Below are 22,915 nucleotides of genomic sequence, written 5' to 3' on the forward strand. Positions count from 1 at the left end.
TTCAGATTTTAATTAGTTGAATTAGTTATTCGTTATTTTGGTTAAATATTCATTTTCCAGACAGCTTTTGCAGATACCTTTATAGTAATAATGGATTTCTTGCACTTCGTGTCCGTTCATATCCATTTCTTCTACCTGTTTAATGTTGGCATTGCATTCCAAATCATATATTTTTCCGCAATGTTTGCATAAGAAATGGGCATGAGGAGTGGTATCTGCATCATAGCAGGTATTCCGTTCGTCAATTGTCAATGTCTGTGCAGCACCTTGTTCACTAAGTAATTTTAAAGTGTTGTAAACAGTTGTTTTAGACAATGTGGGAATGGAAGGTGCAAGTGCCGTATAAATTTCATCCACCGTGGGATGTGTACGATGCTCCATCAGATAAGTCATAATGGCTATGCGCTGTACCGAGGGCTTAATGTTATGATTTTGCAATCGTTTTACTACATCCATATCATCTGCAATTCAAACTTGTAATAATTACATTTTTAATTCTCTTGCAAAGATAGGTACTTCTTTTGTTTATCCAAAAGATTTTAGATATTTTTTATCAGAAAGTGCGGCTATGCAAAGTGAAAAGGCTGATTCTTTTGTGTTTATTGATAAATTGCCGTATTTTTGCACCCTAATATTAATAGGATTCATATATGAATTACGGATATGTTAAAGTGGCGGCATCTGTACCCCGTGTTAGAGTGGCGGACTGTAAGTTCAATGCCGGACAGATTGAAAAAGAGATAATCATTGCCGATGGGAAAGGAGTGCAGATAATTGCCTTTCCGGAGTTGTGCATTACCGGATATACCTGTGGTGACCTTTTTGCCCAGCAACTTCTGCTTGAAGAGGCTGAAATGGGGCTGATGCAGATTTTGAACAATACCCGTCAGATGGATATTATATCCATTCTCGGTATGCCCGTGCCTTTGAACGGTGTACTGCTGAATACTGCGGTGGTCATACAGAAAGGTAAGATATTGGGAGTTGTTCCTAAAACTTATCTTCCGAATTATAAAGAGTTTTACGAAAAGCGCTGGTTTACTTCTGCGTGTGAAGTTTCGGAAACGACAGCCCGTTTGTGCGGGCAAATAGTCCCCATGGGGCGGAATCTGCTTTTCGAGACGGCGGATACAACCTTTGGAATTGAAATCTGCGAGGACTTATGGGCTCCGATTCCGCCAAGTTCTTCTTTGGCATTGCAAGGAGCGGAAATTCTTTTCAACCTTTCGGCAGACAATGAGGGGATAGGCAAGCATGCTTACTTGCGTTCGCTTATCAGCCAGCAGTCGGCACGTTGTATCGCAGGGTATGTATTCAGTTCATGCGGTTTTGGCGAGTCTACTACAGACGTGGTGTTTGCAGGTAACGGATTAATTTACGAGAACGGTACGTTGCTGGCAGGCAGCGAGCGTTTCTCGTTCGAGGAACAGGTCGTTATCAGTGAGATTGACGTGGAGCATATACGTACGGAACGCCGGGTGAACACTACATTTGCAGCCTGTCGCGCCAATTGTGCACCGGAAGTGCCGGTGCGTGTCTCTACGGAATATGTCAATTCCAAAGATTTGAATCTGACCCGTGTTTTCGATCCGCATCCGTTTGTTCCTCAAGGAGCAGCGTTGGACGAGCGTTGTGAGGAGATATTCTCCATACAGGTGTCGGGATTGGCGCAACGTTTGCTGCATACCAATGCCAAGAGTGCGGTGGTAGGCATATCCGGTGGTCTGGATTCCACACTGGCATTGCTGGTTTGTGTGAAAACATTCGATAAACTGAGTTGGAACCGTAAAGGAATTATCGGCGTGACTATGCCGGGATTCGGTACTACCGACCGCACCCATACCAATGCGGTGGACTTAATGGCATCATTAGGCGTAACCATGCGCGAGGTCAGCATAAAGGATGCCTGCATCCAGCACTTCAAAGATATAGACCATGATATCAACGTACACGATGTGGTGTATGAAAATTCACAGGCGCGTGAGCGTACGCAGATATTGATGGATATTGCCAACCAGACCTGGGGGATGGTAGTTGGCACCGGCGACCTCTCGGAACTTGCCTTAGGCTGGGCTACGTACAACGGCGACCATATGTCTATGTACGGTGTTAACGGAAGTATCCCCAAGACATTGGTGAAACATTTGGTGAAGTGGGTGGCGGAGAATGACATTGATGAGACGTCGCGGGCCACATTATTGGATATTGTGGACACCCCTATCAGTCCGGAACTCATACCGGCGGATGAAAACGGAAATATCAGGCAGATTACGGAAGACCTTGTAGGGCCGTACGAACTGCATGATTTTTTCTTATATTATTTTCTTCGTTGCGGTTTCCGTCCTTCCAAGATTTTCTTCCTTGCTGCGCGTACGTTTAAAGATGTTTATGATGAAGAGACTATAAAGAAGTGGTTGCAGACTTTTTGTCGTCGCTTCTTTAACCAGCAGTTCAAGCGTTCCTGTTTGCCCGATGGCCCTAAGGTAGGAAGTATTTCTATCAGTCCGCGCGGTGACTGGCGGATGCCGAGCGATGCTTCTTCAGAAATGTGGCTGAAGGAAGTTGAAAAGATTTGAGGATTAAGCATTGAAAGCTAAAAGGTCGTGTCAAAAAGAAATTATCAGGTTCTTTTTGACACGACCTTTTAGCTTTCAGCGTTTAACTTTTTAGTAGTATCTCTTATATATTTTCCGGTACTCTTTTCCTTTTTTGAATCTTTCCAGCCAGGTATTCAGGCTGTCCAAGAGTACAGGAGACTGCTTGCTCACTCCCCACGAGTAGAATTGGGTGAAACTGATAGCCGTATTTATGTCTATCTGCGGCAGACTGTCGGCTGCTGCGCGAGCGATGCTTTCTTCGCATACGGCATAATCGATATCGCCATGTGCGACAAGGGCGATAAGTTGTTCGGAACCATACTTTTCTACTTCCTTAATATATATGGTATCACCGATTTCGTTTCCTAAATTACGGATGCGCAGGATGGAAGGCGACCCTTCTACCACATTCAGCGTCTTTCCCGCTAAGTCCAATTGGCTTTTGATAAACAGGGAATCGTCGGGAGAGTCTGTTTTCCGTTGTACCAATACCTGCCTGTTCAGAACAATCGGAGAGGTCAGAAGCAAGGAGTCCTTTAATTCGCTGGTTGCTAAAATTCCATAGGCTATGACATCGAACCTGCCGTTTGCCAGACCTTCCAGACGTTCGTTAAAACTCATTTCGGGAGTAATGGCTACCTGCAGACCGTGATCACGGGCAAAAGCCTCTATTAATTCGTAATGAAATCCGGACAGGGTGTCTCCGTCCACATAAAAGCTGATGGAGTTATATTCCGTAGCGGCATGGAGCGTACCGTCTGCTGCTATTTCGGCATAATCGCGCGGATGTCCTTTACGGATTTCCTTTTTGGGCAATATAAATGTGGCAACGACTGCGGCTATTGCCCCCAGGATGATATATTTTGATAATTTACTCTTTTTCATAGTTGAAAGACGGCATTAGTCGTAGAAATTCCATGAAATGCCAATCTTGAACAGACGCGGGTTTATAGGGTAGTGCGGCACAAGGAAATAATTGCCTTTACCCATTCCTGCATTAACGTGATACATCATGGCAAAGATGCGTGTCCGCTTCAAATGCAGATTGGCGTATACGTTTACAATCGGATAGCCGCCAATCTCCACCTGGTCATCTGCTGCTTGAAGATGGAACTGCTGAATGGCAGGGGTATAGGCAGGTGCATTGTATTTGGTAAAATACCGCACATCCGCACCAAGTTGTACAGTCAGCACTTTCTTGGCTATTTTGGCAAGCAGATACAGATTGTGATATAGCGAGAGCTGCGGCAAGGGCAATACCGTTTCATTGCTTGATTTCTGCCAGGTTACTTCGTTGTCCAGATGCAGGATGCCTAAACGGAAATCCTGTTTCAGTGTAGCGGAGAGCACCTGTATATTACCGCTTTCCTGAGCGGGCATGGCATTTTGGTTGAAATAGGTGTAGTTCTTTATGTTCTCTACGCCGGCACGCAGATTGGTTTTCCAGCGGCTGATGTTCAGCTCGCCTTCCACGCGTGTACGGAACTCCTTGTCCATGTTTTCATTGTCCCAGTAGTAATGGTTGGAGTGATAATGACGCATATAGAAAGAGGGCAGCGTGTTGCTTACATAACCTCGTGCATAGAAGTTCACGGTATCCTTCCAGAGGCGGAAGTTCAAGTCGAGGTCGGCATTGACGCGGAACTGTCCGAGTGCCTTGTCCATGATGCCCACTTCACCGTTTACGTTGTAATGCAGTGTTTTACCCAGCCGTTTGGCCAGTTCGCCGCCAACGAATATCTCCTGTTCGTCGAAATTGGTTCGCGACAATGTGTCCATCAACTCATAGCGGCTGAATTTATGCGATATATAGGCTGTCAGTCCAGCTTTGGCATACTTGTTGAAACTTTCGAGCAAAGCGATGCCGAATACGTTCTTTACACTGAAAGCCGTAGTAGAGTCCCTGCTGGCTACTTCGTTGAAGTAAGCGTTGGGATATTGCCCTTCCGTCTCCTTGGCGGAAGAGAATTTATGACGCGCCCGTTCCACTTTCATGGTATGTATGAAGCTGGTGACGGGAACGAACTCTTCGGTTATAATGGTATCTTTGGCTAAAGGTACGCTGTCGTTGGCAACTGCTCTTTTGGGGGATTTGGCATCTTCCACAGTTGTGGTTTCACGTGTGAAGCCGAGGCGGTAACGGTGCGTCAGGTATACATAGAAATCTTTGTTCTTGTTTGACGTCTGTTCCAACTTAACCGGAATGGTAGTGGATTCGTATTCTTTCTTGCCTTCCGCCATATCTTCCGGGCGCGTGATGTAACGGTCGTCCTGAATACCGCCGTTTTCGTTCATCTTCATAGTGAAGTTGTTGTATACCGCCTGCATCTGGTATTTATTACCTATATAGCTGGCGAATATTCCGGCATTGAAGTTCGATGTGGACTGGTTCTGGTAGTATCCCCGTCCGTACAGATAGTCAATGTTGAAGCCGAATGCCAACCGCTTGTTGACGTTTACCGAGAAATAGGACTTGAAGCGTTCTTCACCGTTGACCTTATTTCCTGCTTTATAGTAGGTAAGATTGGTGAAAGGTACATTACTGTTGGTAAATTTCACTTCATCGGGGCGGACGAAGAAGCTGGAGAAGGGCTCCATGAAGATGGTCGGCTCGTTGTCTCTGCGTTCAAAGAAGATACGTGACATACGGGGGGAACCCAGATTACCCAGATAATTATAGTGTCCGTACATGCCTTCTACCAGATTGGTATTCTGGAAGTTCAGGTTGGCAGTATCGGCGGGGATAATAGTGCGGTTGCCCAATGTTTCACTCAAACGCCACATATAGAGTTTGGGCGGAAGGCTTTGGATTTCCGTATCGGTGCTGTCTTCCAGATTATCGGGTAATGTGTTGGGGTCTACCTGGTTGCCGAACTGGTCACGGCCTGTTACAGGATCCATACGGTTGAAAGGGTTTTGTGCCCCGACGCCCAAAATGCCTATAATAGATAGAAATATGTATGTCAGTACGATTCGTCTCATAATTAGGCGCAAAGATACAATAAAAAATTATTCGCTTACGGAATTCAGCCTTTTTTGCTTCTTTTTTACATTCGGCGTTTACAGGCAATCTCTTTCTTTTTGACGATAAAAATGAGATGGAAAGAATGTTTTTTCTTGTAAATGGAGCATTGTATGTGCCGGGTTATTTATATTTGCGCAGATATTATGATGAATTGTTACCTTTGTGGTGAGTGGGTGTCAAAGACTGTTTATATATACTTAAAATCCATATCTTATAACATGAAAACATTGTTTGTCCTTTTGGGGATGTTTATAATTTATCCTTGTTTATACGCTCAAGATGCGGAGTTGCAGGCTTGCCGGGAAGAGCTGGCACGCGGCATGAGTCAGAAGAACCGCGACAGCATTGCAGCGGCTTATTGTCATTTGGGAGAATACTACGCCTATCGCCAGGCGGACAGTACCCGGTATTATTGCGAACAGGGATTGAAATATGCCGCAACGGATAAAGCCGAGCCTTACCTTTACCTGTTGAATAATCTGGCAGACGCTTATTTTTCTTCGGGGCAGTTGGACGAATCGTTAAAGCGTTTCCGTTTTGTGCTCGAAGAAGCCGGACGTTTGCATTGGGACGAGGTCGAGATAGCTTCCGTGCTTTCCTCTGTCGGCGTGATATACCGTAGAAAGGAGATGCCCGATTCGGCGCTGGTGTGCTATAACCGGGCATTGGCGTTGCTTGATAATCGCGAGGCTTATGATGAACGGACACAGTTGCTGACGAGTATAGCCATTCTCTATACGAACACCGCCCGGCTGAAAGAAGGCGAATATTACATCCGGAAAGCGTTGGAGGCATCGGAGAAGAGTGATGACATGGACATGGTGATGTATGCTGCCGCTACGGCGGGAAGTATTTTCACGCTGAGGGAAAATTATGCGGAAGCTGCCCAACTGCTTTATCCCGTACTTGCCAAAGCACGGGAGCAGCAGAAGCCGAGATTCGTACTGAAAATCATAGCGTATCTGTTGAGTGCCTATTACAGGCTGGACAATCGCGACTCCATCAATCATTACATGGCGGAAGGCGATAAAGTGGCGGCAGGACTGCCCGCTACCAATGCCGAGGTGCAGGGGTATCATGAAAGTCTGTGTGACATACTGACTAAAATGGGACGCTATGGCGAGAGCCTGCATATCCAGAAACGGATGCTGGCTGCGAGGGACAGCAGTTCGCAGACTCCCGTAGACCGGCTTTTTGAGAGAATGGCACGCAACTATGCCAGAATGAAAAACTATCCGGAAGCTATGGAGTATTACGCAAAGGCCTATCATACGGCAGACAGCCTGCATAAAGCAGAGGTGGAGACGGAATTGTCGGAACTCTCCATTAAATACGAGAACCAGGAAAAGGAACTTGAGATAGCGCGGCTCACTCAGCAGCATTTGGAACAGAAAGCTAAGACGATGCAATGGAGTGTGGCGGCAGTGGCGGCTTCTTCTGCTTTCCTGCTGCTGGCTGCCTATTATGTCTTCCGGCGTAAGCGCATCAGGAAAGAGGAGGAATTGAAACTTGCCCAAAGCTATATAGACGGTTTGGAGCGCGAACGTACGCGCCTTGCCAAGGATTTGCACGACGGTGTGTGCAACGACCTGCTTGGTATCGGTATGAATATGCAGTACATGCAGCCTACGGACGAATCGAAACGGGAGATTCTGGCTCTGCTGGAGCAGGTGCGCAGCGATGTACGCTGTATTTCTCACGAACTGATGCCGCCTAAGTTCCAGGTTACTACCCTTGCCGAGACGGTGGAGGCCTATGTGAAAGGGCTTGCCTTTCCTGCGTCGGTGCAACTTGCGTTCAGTAAGGAAAATGAAGAGATTCAATGGAGCCAAGTGCCCGAAGAGGTGTCTTATGAAGTTTATCGCATCATGCAGGAATTGCTGTCCAATATCCTGAAACATTCCGGAGCGACGGAGATAGATGTGACTCTTACATTGAAACGGAAGTTGCTGACTCTGCAAATTTCAAATAACGGTAAAAACTACTGTGGTGACGAGGTGCGGGGAAAGGGCATCGGGCTTACTACCATTCAAGAACGCGCCAAAGCTGTCGGTGGTTTGTTTACCACGGATATTCAGGACAGAAGCCAAAAGTTCAAGCTTGAAATATCGTTATCCATTTAATGGAAAACCGGTATGCCGGAGAGTAAAATCACTATTTTTGATGATGCCGCATATTGATAAATGCTATTTCTTTGCAACATAATTCAGAACACAAAGATAGGTTGATGAAAGAAAGAGATATACGCATTTTGTTGGTGGATGACCATGATTTGGTGCTTCAAGGTTTGAAGCGGATAGTAGAATGTTCGCTACCGGAAATAAAAAACGTATGTACTGCATCGTCGGGACAGGAGGCATTGCATCTTATCGCATCTCAACGTTTCAATCTTTTCGTGCTGGATATGGAACTACCCGACATATCCGGGATGGACATCATTGTGCGGATACGGGAGAAAGACCCGCGGGCACGCATCATTGTCAACACCATGCACGAAGAAATCTGGTTTATCAAAGATTTGATTCAGAGTGCAGTAGACGGTATCTTGTTTAAATCCATCGATTCTACGAAAATAGCCGAAGCCATTCGCCGGGTGCTGGATGGCGGAACTTACTATTGCCCTTATGCCGAGCATGTGCGTGCACAGATGCGGCGTTCGGACGAAGGGCGGCGTGAGGAACTGACCTTGCGCGAACTTGATGTACTGAAACGGATATCCGAGGGCAAGAACACGCAGGAAATAGCTCAGGAACTTTGTGTCTCTACCAATACGGTTGATACGCACCGCCGTCATCTGATGGACAAGCTGGATGCACGTAATGTGGCCGACCTCATTATGACAGCTATCTCCAAAGGGATAATCCCTATCCGTAAATGCTGACAACATTACTCATTTAAATAATTCAATAGTATGAAAAAGTTTACGGTTATAACTTTATCCGCAATGTTCTGCGGACTGGTTGTGTTGTCGGCATGCGGCGGTGGAGTCGCTTCGGGTTCGGCTGCAAGTAGCGATGCGCCTTTGGGCCGTGTGCCTGCGATATTTGCAGAAGTAGCTGCCAAGAAAAAAGCATTGGACGAAAGCTTGCGTAAGGAGGATGATTTGGACCGGTATCAGAAGAAACTGAAAGAGTTTGATGAATATGCTGCCAAGAGTTATCAGAAGGCGGCGGAAGAAGGCGAGAAACTTGTCGGACGTGAAATTGTCTGTACGGGAGATGTTTACCCTGATTTTCAGATAACGGGTGCTAAGGTGGCGGAATATCATGTCGGCAGAGAGGCGGGCAGTATAATTGTGAGGGTTACGGTCACTCCCAAACGGGATATTGTAGTACGTGAAACCAAACGTCAATGTGCCGAAGGCGAATATCCGCTGAAAGATACCCGTCTGTATTTCGCCTTGATGAAGGCCAACGACCATTTGATTGAACTCGGACAGTTGAACCCTTTCAACGGTAATTCTTATAACAGCTCTTTGAAAGCCGAATATGCTCCCGGACAGATGGTTCAAGCCGGCGTACCTTGCCATAGCGAAGGAGCTCCGGTGTACATCAACTGCCATACCTACGACTTTACGGAATTTGCCAAGATTGTATTTCTGGCAGAGAAAGATTATATGGCTATACGTAAGCAGGCTTACGGCTTCTGATAGAAACAAACTTCTTTAATCTTAAAGGCAAACAACTATGAACAGGTTTTTAATGGCGGCGGCACTTATTGTGCTGGCAGCCTGTGGTGGCGTATCCACACAAAACGGCAACGGTACGGACAAAGAAGGACTGAACGGTAAAGTGCATAAGGTGCAAACCTTGATTTACAACGCGAAGTCCCAGGGCAATGAAACAGTAAAGGACGGCAAACCGGATTCTTATCGTGAAACGGATTTCTTTCCGAAAGAAGATACCCGGATTTATAATGCTGCCGGGCAGCTCGATTCTGTGGTGAGTGTGGTGGACGCCGTCAAATACATTACGGTCTATGCCTATCGGGACGGGAATGTCAGCAATGAGAAACTCTTTCAGAACGGTGAACTGCTAACCGACCGCAGATATGTTTATCGGGACGGCAAGCTGGCAAGTACAATCGAAGACATGTATATCGGCGGCGACAAGACTACCAATGAGTATCCGGTGGATGCTTCAAAGACAGAGTACGTGGATGGCAATTGCATAGAGCATGGTGATACGGAACGCGATTATGTTGTGAAAGATGCTTTGGGGCGTGTGCTGAAAGAGTCCGCTTACAGCGAGATGGACGATTATCTCACCGTAAAGGAGTATACCTATAACGAAAAAGGCTGGCTGGAAACCTGCGTATCTTCCGATGATAATAAGGTGTCTTACGATTATCCGGAAACGGACGACCGGGGCAACTGGACACGCATGGTGATAACCCTTAACGGACAGCCCTATGGCATTGCGGAACGTAGCATTACTTATTACGAATGATAATAGACAAGGTATTATGGAAACTATAATCGTATTATTGGCTTTGCTTTCTCAAATATTGGGTCTGTTCGGCTTTGTTTTCTCATGTCTTTTGTTTTTGAGGTTCGGTAAAGTAAAAGGTTGGTTCAATAAGAAGGCAGGTACGGAGATTGTATCCTCATTCAGCTTCCGTTCTCTCCGCACATTGATTGTAACCGGGGTGCTGGGGTTTGTAATGATGATGGTGGGTCTGCTTTGCAGCGTGGGGCTTTTTATAGATAAGACGCCTACGGATACACAGATGTATTGGTTTGCAGGTACGTTTGTAGCGTTGACGCTGGTGTATCCGGTTTGGCGCGTGATACGCCGTATCGTGCGTTGCAGTCGTGCGGAAAACAGGAGAGCGGAAAGGTGGCGACTGTTCTACGACGTAGCGGTAAACCTGGCAGGTTTGTTCGGCGGTTTGCTGTTGCTTGTCATCTTGTCTTTTGTGGCGGTAATCTTGTCTTTTACGAAATGGAACGGTTTCGTCCCCAAGCATCTCCGTGAGATGTCCGGAGTGGACGTTGTGCCGGAGTCGAATAGCTATTACTGGATAGGTGCTGTGCTGGGTGTGGTTGCCGTACTGTCGCAGTTCTGGGGTTCGGACGGTGAGGCGGTAATCGGCTGGCTGGTGGGCATATCCGTGCTTGCCCTCATCGGTTATGCCTGGTATCAGATACACAGTGCCGCACCCGAAGGCAGAAAACAGATTGCATGGCGGTGTGGATATATGGTATTGACTACCTATGCGGTGTTCACTATCACCTGGATTCTGATATTCGTGGCAATTGCGCTGCTCATTCTTTATATAGTCCTTTCCGCTACCGGAAATTCGGGAGGAAAAGGCAAGTATAAAGTGACTTGTGAAAATCTGACCGATGATGTAATCAACGGAAGGGGGATATGCAAGATTACAAACTCCAGATGCAAGATGCGCGATACGGGAGTTTGTCCTTATAATTAATTGATTAACAGTAATAAATATGGAATGATGAACAAACTTCAACTTTTTATTTTTCTGGTCTGTATCTGTATGCTGGCGGGTTGTACGGAAGAGGAAGAAAACTCCGGCATACGTCTTATAGAAGGTACGGCTTCCGGTCAGACAGTCTTTGCTGACGAAACGACTACCGATGGCGACATACATTTCACGACAGACGGTGCTTGGACTGCGGAGGTGACGGAGGCATCTACCAAAGCGGAAGGAAGCAGTGTGAGTTGGGTCACTCTCGACAAGTATAGCGGCAATGCGGCAGGCGAATATACGATAACCGTATTTGTCCGTAGGAATTATACGGGTGCCGACCGCAAGGCTTATATCAGGATAACATGCGGAAGCAGCATTACCATTACAATAGAGCAAAAGGCGGTTACTGAATCGGGTGATGTCCCCGTCAACCAGGAGCCTACTTATGATGGTGAAGCGCCGTATGTGACGGTAGAAGAGCAAGAGGTGGTTCTGCCTGCTGTGGCTTCCGGTCGCTTCTTCGTAAACTTCAAATCGAATCTGATGGAAGAGCCTGCGATAGCGCTGGAGTTGCCGGGTGAAGAAGAGGGTGAGGAATACGTTGCCGCCATTCGAGGGGCATTGATGTGCACTCCGGATGAAAACAGCCAGTTGGAACTGGAGGTGTTCCCAAACATTTTGGATAAGGAACGGAGGAACATTCTGCGTTTTATGACGCACGACAATGAGCAGTTGGCTGTTGTAGTGCTGAGGCAGGAACGGGGAGCCGTGTGTCAATTGCTCGATACACAGTCGGAAGTAGGCGGACTGGTGTTCCGGTTTGGGACAAACGGTCAGGTGCACCATGTGTATTATGGACTTTCGGACACCCGGCTGCGGTCGGAAAAGGAAGTGGAAGAGTTTCTTGCCGACCGCAACCGGTCGCAAGAGCTTTCCTTGTCCGACGGGGCGGAGGAGTTTGCCCTGAATTTTGACGGTCTGCTTCCTGCTACGACCTATTACCTGTACATGCTTCCGGTTCATAGTGCCGGAGACGCTGCGGGCGCTTACATGATGGAAACTGCCACAACTGCCGTGCAGGAGAGCAGGCATGATTTGGTGCTGGAGGTAAGTGCCAATAGGGCGAACGACTTTAAGGTTTACCTGCCTTTCTGTGATGATTATCTGAAAGGTACGGTCGACTGGGGAGACGGCACGGTAGAGAAGGTGGAAGGCTGGAATATGTACGGGGTCAGTCATCAATATGAAACCAACGTTGCCACCACGTATGAAGTGCGTTTTTCGGGTGTACTCACTTCGCTTGACCTGGTGGCGGATGTCCGCGAAGCAAGAGAAAACACATTGCTGTCAATCAAGCAGTGGGGATATACCGGACTGACACGGATTATGCTTTCCGGCTTTAGCAGTTTGAAGTCGATAGCTGCCGATACGGAAGGTGCATTCCGGGGCATGGAGCACTTCGGCGTGGAGCCTTATGGCGGTAGTTTTACCGGTACGGCTATCGAGTCCATTCCCGATGATTTCTTTAAATATGCGGTAAATGCCACCAGCTTTGACTATACGTTCGGCGATTGCAAAAACCTGAAGAGTATTCCGGCGGGATTATTCAAGAATTGCACGAAAGCCGTTTCTTTCCAGCGGACTTTTATAGAGTGCGGATTGCTCAGGCAGATACCCGAAGACCTTTTCAGCGGATGTAAGGCTGTGACGAATTTTTCCACCACATTCGCTCTGTGTACTTCTTTGGAGAGTATCCCCGCAAACCTCTTTGCCGATAATACGGAGGTGACATCATTTGAGGGTACTTTCAGCCAGTGTACAAGTTTGAAGAGCATTCCGCCGACTCTGTTTGCCAACTGCGACAAAGTTCTTTATTTCGGTATGAATTGGCTGCGCGATAGCAGTCACAGAGGCGGGCTGGGCGTGTTTCAGCAGTGCGAGTCCTTGCAGGCCGTTCCGGAAACTCTGTTTGCCGGTTGCCCGCTTGCAGAGGACATGTCTTACGCATTTGCCGGATGTAAAGCGCTGACGTCACTTCCCGATAATCTGTTCGGGCAGAATTCCCGACTGGAGCAGGTGGAAGGCACTTTCTCGAGTTGTACGGCTTTGACGGCTATTCCCGCAATGCTCTTTGATAATAACCGGAAACTTATGAATGTGAAATCGGCGTTTAGCGGTTCATTGAACGTAGAGGGCGAATCGCCTTATACCGTGATAGGTAATAAAAAGGTACACTTGTATGAACGCGGAGACTACTCGACCGAGTTCGTTGCACTGCAAGAATATGTACGTTGCTTCGGAGATTGCACAAAACTGACAGACTATTCCGATATGCCTGACCATTGGTGATATGAGGGCAATGAAAAACGGATGATGTATCGCTTTGAAATACATCATCCGTTTATACTGAACGCATCGTCCGTTCGGGGCTGACAGACCATCTGTTTACCTCAAACGGACGGTCTGTTTTTTCAGACCTCTTTAATCAGCTCCATACCGCGTTTGATAGCCTCTTCATTCATGGGTATCAAGTGGTGGTGACGTTCGGGGAGTGTCTTTTTCAATCCCTTGATAACGTTCTCCAGCGTTACGATGGGAGCAATCTTCAGCAGTCCGCCAAGCACAATCATATTGAAAGCCTTTGCGTTGTTCATTTCATTGGCTGCATCCATGGCGTCGATGCGGTAAATGTGTATATCCTTACGGGTAGGCGGGTTGATGATGCCGTAGCCGTCGTAGATAAGTATGCCGCCCGGCTTTACTTTGCTCTCGAACTTCTCCAATGAAGGTTGGTTCAGGATGATAGCCGCATCATACTTGCTCAGGATGGGCGAGGAGATTTTCTCGTTGCTCACGATTACGGTAACGTTTGCCGTACCGCCACGCTGTTCCGGTCCGTAGGCCGGCATCCAGGTAACTTCCTTGCCTTCCATCAGTCCGGAATATGCCAGAATCTTTCCCATGGACAATACGCCTTGTCCGCCGAAGCCTGCTATAATGATTTCTTCTTTCATTGTTCTTCTGTTTTTAGCATCATTGTTTATCTTTCAAGTCACCCAATGGATAGAAGGGGAACATGTGCTCCTGCATCCATTTGTTTGATTTCTCCGGAGACATCTTCCAGCCGGAGTTGCAGGTGGAAACGATTTCCACGAGGTTGGAACCCTTGCCTGCCATGGAGTTCTCGAACGCCTTGCGGATGGCTTTCTTTGCCTTGCGGATAGCGGGAACCGTATCTACGCTCTGGCGGGTTACGTATGCCGTACCTTCCAGTTGGGCGGCTATATCGGCCATTTTCAGCGGATAACCGTGCAGGTGTACGTCACGTCCGTAAGGACTGGTAGAGGTTTTCATGCCCACAAGGGTAGTGGGGGCCATCTGTCCGCCGGTCATACCGTAGATGGCGTTGTTGATGAAGATGATGGTGATGTTCTCACCGCGGTTCAGCGCATGGATGGTTTCGGCCGTACCGATACATGCCAGGTCGCCGTCGCCCTGATAGGTGAATACCAGACGGTCCGGCCACAGGCGCTTAATGGCGGTGGCAAGGGCTGGAGCACGTCCGTGGGCGGCTTCCTGCCAGTCGATGTCTATATAGTTGTAGATAAACACGGCACATCCCACGGGGGAGATTCCGATGGCCTTATCTTCCAGTCCCATTTCTTCGATTACTTCGGCAATCAGTTTGTGAACCACGCCGTGGCTGCATCCCGGGCAGTAGTGCATGGGATTATCGTTCATCAGAGTCGGTTTCTTGGCAACCAGGTTTTCGGGTTTGATAATATCTTCTTTTGTCATAATCACTTCTCCTTATCTGTTGGTGAACCGTATGAAAAACTCCATAAGCTTTACAAATATAGCTGCGCCGCAAACGTATATAAACAGTTTGAAATCGTCCCTTGCTACAATGTACACGATGATAGATGCCAAGGCAAGTATCAGAAAGAGAATATTCAGTACGTTTCTTATTTTGTCAGGATTCATTTCTTAATTTGAGAGTTGAGGATTAAAAATAAAAAATAAAAATAGAGTTGGCTGAGACTTCTTGATTCTCAACCCTCGATTTTTAATTTGGCAAGCGCCTCTACAATCTCGTCCGGGTCGGGAACGATGCCGCCGAGACGTCCGAAGTGCTCTACTTTCACCTTACCGTTTACGGCGAGGCGGACATCCTCAATCATCTGTCCGGCATTCAGCTCGGTAACCAGTATGCCTTTTACCTTGTCGGCATATGCGGCAATGGCTTTGGTTGGGAACGGCCACAGAGTGATGGGGCGAAGCATTCCGACCTTGAGGCCTTCTTCACGCGCCATTTCCATGGCTTTCTGGCCGATACGCGCCATGGAGCCGAAAGCTACAATCAGGTATTCGGCATCCTCGCAGTGAATCTCTTCGAAGCGTACCTCGTTCTCTTCGATTTCTTTGTATTTGGCCTGGAAGCGGATGTTGTTCTTCTCCATCTCTTCCGGTTTCAGTTCCAGAGAAGTGATGACGTTGGGCTTGCGGCCGTTGGTTCTGCCGGTAGTGGCCCACGGACATTGCTCGATAACTTCGGCATCCGTGCGGCGCGGCTTCTGTGCGGGAAGAACTACCTTCTCCATCATCTGTCCGATTACGCCGTCGGCAAGGATGATAGCCGGATTGCGGTACTTGAAGGCAAGCTCGAAGCCCAGGCTTACGAAGTCCGCCATTTCCTGTACGGAAGCGGGGGCAAGGGCGATAAGGCGATAGTCGCCATGGCCGCCGCCTTTCACGGTCTGGAAATAGTCGGCCTGGCTTGGCTGGATGGTTCCCAGTCCGGGACCGCCGCGCATTACATTTACAATCAGACACGGCAATTCGGCTCCTGCAATGTAGGAGATACCTTCCTGCTTGAGGCTGACACCGGGGCTGGACGAAGAGGTCATTACCATTTTTCCGCTTCCGGCGCCACCGTATACCATATTGATAGCTGCCACTTCACTCTCTGCCTGAAGTACTACCATACCGGTGGTTTCCCACGGTTTCAGTTCGGCGAGTGTTTCCAATACCTCTGATTGGGGGGTAATAGGGTAACCGAAGTATCCGTCGGCGCCGCAGCGGATGGCTGCATGGGCGATGGCTTCGTTTCCTTTCATTAATACAACTTCTTCTGCCATATTCTTCTTATTTATTCAACTTTTACTTTATAAACCGAGATACATCCGTCCGGACATACAGTTGCGCATGAACTGCATCCGTTACAGGTATCTTCCAATATCTGGTGGGCATAGTTATACCCTTTCACGTTCACCTCTTTGGTGAGGGCTATTACATTGAGCGGACAAGCCACAACACACAGGTTGCAGCCTTTGCAACGCTCGGTGTCTACTACGATTGCTCCTTTGATTTTTGCCATAATTTACGTTTTTTATTGATTGTACATATCCTTGTGATAGAAGTTCAGAATATCCATTACCATGTTATAGGCTTGCCGGGCGGGGCTGTCCGGATTGAGGTCGATGGCATAGCGGTAGTTGTTCAGCGCTTGCTGCCAGTTGCTCTGTTTGCGGTATGCGTTCCCCCGGAGATAATAGGCTTCGTCTTTTTGCGGGAAATCGGTCTGAAGCAGTTCGTCAAGCAACAGAATGGCCTGCTCTACGTTTCCCTGACTGATAAGCTCTTTTATGGTGTTTAATTGCTCCATATCGTTCTGAGTTCCGGATTATTTAAATACAAAGATAGTTTTTATTTGAAGATGAGAGGCATCTTTACTGTGAAAAATAAGAAAATAAGGAGACGGTTGTATCTTGTCTTTTCTTATTCCGGGCATTTGCTTCCGAAACTCCCGGCATTTGCTTCCCATATTCCGGGTGTTTTCTATTGGAATGCCCGGTCTTTCAGGAGTAAACTCCGGGCGTTTCGGGAGCAAATGCCGGGGGATTGGGAGATATGACAATCCCTTTGTTCCGGCTTTGATTCATTACGATGCAAAGCAGGACAAAGGGATGTTCTCCTGATGAATGTGCAGATGGAATATACTTCTTCGGTCTTTTATTTTAGCAGGGATTGTCGGGGGAGACCGGTTATTTCACAAGTTCCCCGTTTATGTACAGATTCTTGAACGTGACATCTTTTGCTCCGCTAATCCGGTTTTTACCTTCCTTGACGTTATTGAAGCGGCTGTCTTCCACGCTTACATTATAAACGTGCTTGTCATCATCAAGTCCGATGATGAGTACACCGAGTTTGCTCTTCTCGCAAGTCACGTTTTTGAGATGTACGTTGCGCACGGTAGGGGCATAGCCGCGATTGCACTTTTCCCGGTTTTCGTATTGCAGGTTGATGCGCAGTACGGCTTCGCGGCATTGGCCGACGGTGACGTTGCGTACAAATACATTCTCTATCAGTCCGCCGCGGCAGGTACTGGTCTTGATGCGGATTACGCGGTCCAGGTCGGGGCTGTCCATGCGGCAGTTCTCAACGAACAGGTTACGGTAGCCGCCGGATATTTCACTGCCGATAACGACGCCGCCATGACCGTTTTTCATGAAGCAGCCGCGCACGATGATATTTTCGCTGGGAATGTTCCACTTGCGTCCGTCCTGGTTACGGCCGGATTTGATGGCTATGCAGTCGTCGCCCGTATCGAAGGTACAGTTCTCTATCAGTACGTTTTTGCAGGATTCCGGGTCGCAGCCGTCTCCGTTGGGACCACGGTTGAATACGTGCACGCCACGTACGATGAGGCTTTCGCAAAACAACGGGTGTATAACCCAGAACGGAGAGTTCAGCAGGGTTACATCCTCTATCAGTACCGTGTTGCAGGAATAGAGGTTGATGAGCTGCGGGCGCATGCCGTCTTCGGGTTTCATGATACGCTTGTATACCGGCGTGGATGTTTCCCCGTACATCAGCAGACGTTCGCGTCCGCCGTTGCGTTGGGCCACCATGCCTTCTTTCCAGCCGTAGCGCGAAGCGCCGCACATCGGCCACCAGGTTTCGTTGGAACCCTGACCGTCGATTGTCCCTTTGCCGGTGATGGCGATGTTGGTTTCGCCGTATGCATATATCAGCGGGCGGGCATTGTAGCAGTCCAGACCTTCCCAACGGGTGATGACGGCAGGGAAGTAAAGGCTCTGGTCGGTGGAGAATTTCAGTACGGCTCCTTCTTCCACATGAAAATTTACGTTGCTCTTTAGGGTGATGGGACCAGTATGGAAAGTCCCTTTAGGTACTACGACCGTTCCGCCGCCGTTCAGGCTGCATGTCAGGATGGCCCGGTTGATAGCCTCATGGCAAGGTTCATCCGGCGTATCCGGTTGTGCACCGAAGTCTGTGATGAGGTAGGTACGTTTGGGGAAAGAGGTCCGCTTGATTTGTTTTTCAATTTTGGCGCTTTCCTTGAAGGCTTTGTCAAAGTCTATCGGATTGGCGGTGGCCAGGGTTACCGATAGAAGCAGGGAGATGATTCCGATTACTTTCTTCATGCGTTTTTCTTTTATGTTCTTAAATGGTAAATAGATTGCGCAGGCAAAAGTAGGAAAACTCTTCCGGTGACAGAGGTTAGTTTTTGATTGAAAGGGTGTAATAATTGACTGAGATGAAGAAAAATCCGTTCCGTAAGACGAAAAAAAATTATCCCGTGAGATGAAATAAATCGTCTCGCGGGATGATTTTCTTTATCTCGCAGGGCGAATAATTCCGTCTCACGGGATGAAAACAACCGGTTAAGGGCTTCCTTGAATCCGAGGGTTATCCCTGTACCGGTATCTTGTCTATTCTCCGCTGGTGGCGTCCGCCCTCAAACGAAGTGTTGAAGAATTCGGTCATAATCATATCCGCTTCTTCCGTGCCGATGAAGCGTCCCGGCATGACAAGGACATTGGCATCGTTGTGCTGGCGTGCCAGATGAGCAATTTCGGCAGTCCAGCAAAGAGCCGCACGAATGCCCTGATGCTTGTTGAGCGTCATGTTGATGCCGTTTCCGCTGCCGCAGATAGCAATTCCCGGGTAGCATTCGCCTGCTTCGACAGCTTGCGCCAGCTGATGGGCAAAGTCGGGATAGTCGCAGCTTTCGGTGGAGTAGGTTCCGTAATCTTTGTAAGGCCAGCCTTTGGCTTCCAGCCAACCGCGGACATACTCTTTCAGTTCAAAGCCGGCGTGGTCGGAACAAAGTCCAATAGTTTTCATATAAAATAAAATGATAGAGTGATAATGTGAAAAAACGATAGAGCAATGAGGTGACGATGTAGTGCAGCATGTGCAGGCTTTTCTACCTTATCGCCTCATTACTCTATCATTATTTTACTGTTGTTTTATTAAATCATTGCCTTTACTTGCTTGTACACGTTTTCTGCTGTGAAGCCCAGCTTTTCGTCCAGCACTTTGTAAGGAGCGGAGAAACCGAACGATTCCAATCCCCAAACCTTACCGTGGGCGCCTACCAAGCCTTCCAGCGTAACGGGCAGGCCGGCGGTCAGACCGAATACTTTTGCATTTGCCGGAATCACGCTCTCCTGATAGCCCGGAGCCTGACTGCGGAACAGTCCTTCGGACGGAACAGATACGATGCGCAGCTTGACACCGTCCTTGCGCAGCAGTTCTGCACCGGCCACCAGCGTGGCTACTTCGGAACCGGAAGCTACAAGGATAACGTCCGGATTCTCGTCCGAACCGGCTACGATATAAGCGCCTTTGGCTGCCTGGCTGTAATCATTGCCTGCAGGCAGGTTGGCGATGTTCTGACGGGAGAATATCAAAGCGGTCGGGGTAGACATGTTCTCCATGGCAAGTTTCCATGCTACGGTTGTTTCTTCCGCATCGGCAGGACGGAGTACCAGCATGGAGTTATGCCCCTTGTGGTTTTTCAGCTTTTCCATTAAGCGGATTTGAGCTTCCTGTTCCACCGGTTCGTGCGTAGGACCGTCTTCGCCTACGCGGAATGCGTCGTGTGTCCAGATGAATTTTACGGGAGTTTCCATGAGGGCAGCCATACGTACGGCTGGTTTCATGTAGTCGGAGAATACGAAGAATGTTCCGCAAGCGGGGATAACGCCGCCATGCAGCGCCATACCGATGCAGCAGCATGCCATTGTCAGTTCCGATACGCCTGCCTGGAAGAATGCACCGCTGAAATCGCCTTTCTTGAAGGAGTGGGTCTTTTTCAGGAAGCCGTCGGTCTTGTCGGAGTTGGACAAGTCGGCGGAAGCCACAATCATGTTTTCCACCTGAGTGGCGAGAGCACCGAGTACGGTAGCCGATGCGGCACGTGTAGCGACATTGGCTTTCTGTTCGATTGCAGCCCAGTCCACTTCGGGAGCCTTGCCGGAGAAGAACAGTTCCAGTTTGGCTGCCTTTTCGGGATTGGCTTTTGCCCATGCGGCTTTGGCGGCATATTTTTCTGCCATGATGCCCTTCAATTCGGCAGCGCGTCTGGCGTAAAGCTCGGCTACTTCCGGGAAGACAGTGAACGGATTTTCCGGGTTACCGCCCAGGTTCTTGATTGTATTTACATAAGCGTCGCCGCCCAAAGGAGCACCGTGTGTAGCGCAGTTGGCTTCGTAGCTGCTGCCGTCTGCCTTGCGTGCACCTTTGCCCATTACGGTGTGACCGATAATCAGCGTAGGACGCTCAGCTTCGGCTTTAGCCTCGTTGAGTGCGCTGCGGATGGCATCTGCATCGTTACCGTCGATTGTGATGACTTTCCAGCCCCATGCCTCGTATTTCTTTGCTGTATCTTCGATGGTTACATCTTTCGTTTCGGTGGAAAGCTGGATGTCGTTTGCATCATAGAACATGATGAGGTTGTCCAGTCCCAGCGCACCGGCAATACGGCCTGCACCCTGTGAGATTTCTTCCTGAATGCCCCCGTCGGAGATATAGGCGTAAATCGTCTGGTTCATTACTTCTTCAAAACGGGCTTTCATGAACTTGGCGGCGATGGCTGCTCCAACGGCAAAGGTATGTCCTTGTCCCAACGGACCGGAAGTGTTTTCGATGCCGCGCATAATGTCGCGTTCGGGGTGTCCCGGAGTGGGGCTGCCCCATTGGCGGAACTCTTTCAGCTCATCCAATGTGAATTTGCCTGCCAACGCCAATGTGGAATAGAGCATCGGCGACATGTGTCCCGGGTCGAGGAAGAAACGGTCGCGACCTTCCCACGCGGGGTTCTCGGGGTCGTACACTAAGAACTCGGAGAAGAGTACATTCACAAAGTCGGCACCGCCCATAGCGCCACCGGGGTGTCCGGAATTGGCTTTTTCGACCATAGAAGCAGCAAGGATACGGATGTTGTCCGCTGCAAGGTTCATAAGTTTCTTGTCGTTCATATTATAAAATATAATTGTTATTTGAATATTCTGTAAGTGAATTGAATTCTTGCTTGTTGTTTTACCAGGACAAAGATAACTCTTTATGTGCAATTTACAATATAGAAAGCTGCTCTTTTTTCTTGCCTGTATAACCTGCTTCCTGTTTTGAATACAATAACTGTTCACTGCTGACTGGTGGGTTTAGGATTGTCTGCCGGAAGGTAAACGAGGTGTGTTGTCGTTGTTGGGAGTTATTTATTTCTCTGCCGGAAATGGAACAATACCGGCTGCCGAGGAGTTTGTCCGGTATAGATGACAGGAAGGTCGGTTTAATAAAAAAGACGCCTTCTTCACAGAAAGCGTCTTTTTTATTATAAATCGAATTATTTTTATTCCAATCTGCGTGCACCATCGCTGATTACAACATCGTAAATCTTCGGACTTCTGTTGAATTTCTTCTTGAATTCTTCTTTGGCTCTTTCAACGAAAGTACTATAAAGCTCTTCTTTAACGAGGTTGATGGTACAACCGCCAAATCCTCCGCCCATTACGCGCGAACCGGTTACACCGCAATCAAAAGCAAGGTCGTTCAGGAAGTCGAGTTCTTCGCAGCTTACTTCATACAGTTTGCTCATGCCCTGGTGTGTTTCGTACATCTTTTGACCTACCGTTTCGTAATCGCCTTTCTCCAAAGCATCGCAAACATCGAGTACGCGTTGGATTTCTTCAATCACATATTCTGCACGCATAAAGTCTTCTGCACTGATTTCGGCTTTGGCTTCTTCAAGCATTTCCATGTTGCAGTCGCGCAGGAATTCTACATGCGGATGTTTCTTCTGGATAGCGGCAACAGCAGCCTCGCAACTTTGGCGACGTTTATTGTATGCCGACGAAGCAAGTTCGTGTTTTACCACAGAATCTACCAGTACCAGACGGTAACCTTTCGGCTCGAACGGGAAGTACTGGTATTCCAATGAACGGCAATCTAAACGGATGAGACTGCCTTTCTTGCCGAATACGGAAGCGAATTGGTCCATAATACCGCAGTTGACGCCACAATAGTTGTGTTCCGTAGCCTGGCCAACTTTGGCCAATTCGAATTTGTCGATTTTATTGTCGCCGAACAGATCGTTCAACGCATAAGCATAAGTGCTTTCCAAAGCTGCGGAAGAGGACATTCCTGCACCCAGAGGCACATCGCCTGCAAAAGCGGTATTGAATCCTTTTACTTCTACACCGCGTTTAATCATTTCGCGGCATACACCGAAAATATATCTTGCCCAACTGGCGCGGGGAGCGTCTTCTTCATTTAAACCGAACTCTACGTAGTCTTTCAAGTCAATGGAATAGGCCTTTACTGTATTTGTGCCATTCGGTTTTATTTCCGCAATCATACCTTTGTCAATTGCGCCGGGGAATACAAAACCACCGTTGTAGTCGGTATGCTCACCGATTAGATTAATGCGTCCCGGAGAAGCATAGACTGCTCCTGTTGTTCCGTCAAAATGCTTGATGAAACGGCTTCTTACGTATTCTATATCCATGATATTGTTTTTTAAGGTGAATAAATCTAATTACCTATAATA

General features: G+C 48.1%; 19 protein-coding genes. 7 read left to right on the forward strand and 12 right to left on the reverse strand.

Annotated features, from left to right (window positions below; genetic code table 11):
* Positions 1-21: 21 nt before the first annotated feature.
* Positions 22-456: a Fur family transcriptional regulator gene (locus tag NQ565_RS08150; protein ID WP_005654906.1), complete on the reverse strand. Its 435-nt coding sequence runs from the start codon at positions 454-456 to the stop codon at positions 22-24.
* 194 nt (positions 457-650) lie between these two features.
* Between NQ565_RS08150 and NQ565_RS08155 the strand changes: the two genes are divergently transcribed.
* Complete coding sequence (locus NQ565_RS08155; protein WP_005654910.1) at positions 651-2,576, forward strand: NAD(+) synthase; 1,926 nt, start codon at positions 651-653, stop codon at positions 2,574-2,576.
* A gap of 90 nt (positions 2,577-2,666) precedes the next feature.
* Here the strand turns inward: NQ565_RS08155 and NQ565_RS08160 are convergent, their stop codons facing one another.
* Both NQ565_RS08160 and NQ565_RS08165 read right to left on the reverse strand, forming a co-directional pair.
* Positions 2,667-3,482: a transporter substrate-binding domain-containing protein gene (locus NQ565_RS08160; protein ID WP_005654912.1), complete on the reverse strand. Its 816-nt coding sequence runs from the start codon at positions 3,480-3,482 to the stop codon at positions 2,667-2,669.
* A gap of 15 nt (positions 3,483-3,497) precedes the next feature.
* A complete protein-coding gene (locus NQ565_RS08165) occupies positions 3,498-5,579 on the reverse strand; it encodes a putative porin (RefSeq protein WP_005654914.1) in 2,082 nt (693 codons plus the stop codon).
* A 261-nt stretch (positions 5,580-5,840) separates the two neighbouring features.
* On the opposite strand from NQ565_RS08165, the gene NQ565_RS08170 reads away from it, so the two are divergent.
* From NQ565_RS08170 to NQ565_RS08195, 6 genes are all read left to right on the forward strand, one after another.
* Positions 5,841-7,745, forward strand: a complete 1,905-nt coding sequence (locus NQ565_RS08170) for an ATP-binding protein (protein ID WP_005654916.1) — start codon at positions 5,841-5,843, stop codon at positions 7,743-7,745.
* 104 nt (positions 7,746-7,849) lie between these two features.
* Positions 7,850-8,503: a response regulator gene (locus NQ565_RS08175; protein WP_005654918.1), complete on the forward strand. Its 654-nt coding sequence runs from the start codon at positions 7,850-7,852 to the stop codon at positions 8,501-8,503.
* Between the two features lie 30 nt (positions 8,504-8,533).
* The gene (locus tag NQ565_RS08180; RefSeq protein WP_005654920.1) at positions 8,534-9,271 is read left to right on the forward strand and encodes a hypothetical protein; all 738 of its coding nucleotides are present in this window, start codon (positions 8,534-8,536) and stop codon (positions 9,269-9,271) included.
* 37 nt (positions 9,272-9,308) lie between these two features.
* Positions 9,309-10,070, forward strand: coding sequence for a hypothetical protein (locus tag NQ565_RS08185; RefSeq protein WP_005654922.1), 762 nt, complete (start codon positions 9,309-9,311; stop codon positions 10,068-10,070).
* Between the two features lie 16 nt (positions 10,071-10,086).
* Entirely contained in the window at positions 10,087-11,055 is a 969-nt protein-coding gene (locus tag NQ565_RS08190; protein WP_040315744.1) for a hypothetical protein, read from the forward strand.
* 24 nt (positions 11,056-11,079) lie between these two features.
* Positions 11,080-13,407 (forward strand): BACON domain-containing protein, encoded by a 2,328-nt coding sequence (locus tag NQ565_RS08195; RefSeq protein WP_005654925.1) that lies wholly within the window; start codon positions 11,080-11,082, stop codon positions 13,405-13,407.
* A gap of 122 nt (positions 13,408-13,529) precedes the next feature.
* On the opposite strand, the gene NQ565_RS08200 is transcribed toward NQ565_RS08195, so the two are convergent.
* The 9 genes from NQ565_RS08200 to galK form a co-directional block, all read right to left on the reverse strand.
* Entirely contained in the window at positions 13,530-14,072 is a 543-nt protein-coding gene (locus NQ565_RS08200) for a 2-oxoacid:acceptor oxidoreductase family protein (protein ID WP_005654927.1), read from the reverse strand.
* 19 nt (positions 14,073-14,091) lie between these two features.
* Positions 14,092-14,856, reverse strand: a complete 765-nt coding sequence (locus NQ565_RS08205; protein ID WP_005654929.1) for a thiamine pyrophosphate-dependent enzyme — start codon at positions 14,854-14,856, stop codon at positions 14,092-14,094.
* 254 nt (positions 14,857-15,110) lie between these two features.
* Positions 15,111-16,196: a 3-methyl-2-oxobutanoate dehydrogenase subunit VorB gene (locus NQ565_RS08210; protein ID WP_005654933.1), complete on the reverse strand. Its 1,086-nt coding sequence runs from the start codon at positions 16,194-16,196 to the stop codon at positions 15,111-15,113.
* Between the two features lie 11 nt (positions 16,197-16,207).
* Positions 16,208-16,435, reverse strand: a complete 228-nt coding sequence (locus NQ565_RS08215; RefSeq protein ID WP_004289820.1) for a 4Fe-4S dicluster domain-containing protein — start codon at positions 16,433-16,435, stop codon at positions 16,208-16,210.
* A 12-nt stretch (positions 16,436-16,447) separates the two neighbouring features.
* Entirely contained in the window at positions 16,448-16,723 is a 276-nt protein-coding gene (locus NQ565_RS08220; protein WP_005654935.1) for a tetratricopeptide repeat protein, read from the reverse strand.
* A 379-nt stretch (positions 16,724-17,102) separates the two neighbouring features.
* On the reverse strand, positions 17,103-18,506 hold the full coding sequence (locus NQ565_RS08225) for a glycoside hydrolase family 28 protein (protein ID WP_005654940.1): 1,404 nt from the start codon (positions 18,504-18,506) through the stop codon (positions 17,103-17,105).
* A 265-nt stretch (positions 18,507-18,771) separates the two neighbouring features.
* Complete coding sequence (gene rpiB, locus NQ565_RS08230; protein ID WP_005654942.1) at positions 18,772-19,209, reverse strand: ribose 5-phosphate isomerase B; 438 nt, start codon at positions 19,207-19,209, stop codon at positions 18,772-18,774.
* Between the two features lie 128 nt (positions 19,210-19,337).
* On the reverse strand, positions 19,338-21,347 hold the full coding sequence (locus NQ565_RS08235) for a transketolase family protein (RefSeq protein WP_005654944.1): 2,010 nt from the start codon (positions 21,345-21,347) through the stop codon (positions 19,338-19,340).
* Between the two features lie 371 nt (positions 21,348-21,718).
* Positions 21,719-22,873: a galactokinase gene (gene galK, locus NQ565_RS08240; RefSeq protein WP_005654946.1), complete on the reverse strand. Its 1,155-nt coding sequence runs from the start codon at positions 22,871-22,873 to the stop codon at positions 21,719-21,721.
* Positions 22,874-22,915 lie beyond the last annotated feature (42 nt).

Source organism: Bacteroides stercoris ATCC 43183, assembly GCF_025147325.1.
Taxonomy (GTDB): Bacteria; Bacteroidota; Bacteroidia; order Bacteroidales; family Bacteroidaceae; genus Bacteroides; species Bacteroides stercoris.